The 1,138-nt window shown below is 59.1% G+C and carries 1 protein-coding gene; it reads right to left on the reverse strand.

Annotation, left to right across the window (positions count from 1 at the left end; translation table 11 throughout):
• Positions 1 to 1,085 (reverse strand): IS630 family transposase (locus tag AC1RQ9_RS18960; RefSeq protein ID WP_458136697.1); only part of this gene is annotated, 1,085 nt, incomplete at its 3' end.
• Between the last annotated feature and the right edge of the window lie 53 nt (positions 1,086 to 1,138).

The raw sequence follows: 1,138 nt of genomic DNA on the forward strand, positions 1-1,138 counted from the left end.
GAAGTTTCGCTGATTTTGGTAGTACGGAGGCAGAATCGCTTGACGGCCTGCAGGATGTCGTCGGCGGATCTGGTCCATTTGAAGGGCTTGGGCTGTTCGTTATGGACGGCGATGAAAGCCCTGATGTCGGCCTCCAGGGCTTCGGTCGAACGGTGAATGCCGCGCCTGATCTGCTTTTCAGTGACGAGAGCGAAAAACCGCTCCACCTGATTGATCCATGAGGCCCCGGTCGGCGTAAAATGAACGTGCCAGCGCGGGCGCCTGGCCAACCAGTCACGGATCAGCTTCGTCTTGTGGGTGGCATAGTTATCCATCACCAGATGGATATCGAGGTCAGTCGGCACATTGGTTTCGATCTGGTCAAGGAATTTGCGGAATTCCGTGGATCGGTGCTTCGGATAACACTTTCCAATGATGGTGCCGGTGGCAATGTCGAGAGCTGCGAACAGTGAGGTCGTACCGTGGCGGGTATAGTCATGTGTCCGCCGCTCGACCTGGCCGGGCCGCATCGGGAGCATGGGCTGGCTGCGATCCAGCGCCTGGATCTGGCTCTTCTCATCCACGCACAGTACCAGCGCACGCTCCGGCGGTGCCATATACAGACCAACGATGTCGCGGACCTTCTCCACGAAGAGGGGGTCGTTCGACAGTTTGAAGGTCTCTGTTCGATGCGGCTGTAACCCGAACGCTTTCCAGATGCGATGGATCGTTGACGGTGCATATCCCACGGCCTGTGCCATCGAGCGCAGCGACCAATGCGTAGCACCGCGCGGGGTTTCTTCCAGTGTCCGGCGGATCGTCTCCGCGATTTCCCCGTCGCCGATCGAGCGTGGTGTCCCCGGCCGGGGTTCATCGTAAAGCCCGTCCAGACGGTCCGTTGCAAAACGCCGGCGCCACTTGCCAACCGTGTTGATGTCCGCGCCCGTCAGGTCACGGATCGCCTTGTTCTCATGCCCATCGGCTGCGGCAAGGACAATACGGGCTCGCCGCGCAAGCGCCTGGCCCGTCTTGCGCGCCCTTGCCAGAGATTCCAGTTCCTGACGCTCCAATGCCGTCAGTTCAATCGCAACCGCTACACGTCCCATTCGATTACCCCTGCCATCAGGATAATCATATAAACTTCTCGATCAGGACACTA

The sequence above is a fragment of the Komagataeibacter ossonobensis genome (genome assembly GCF_057359305.1).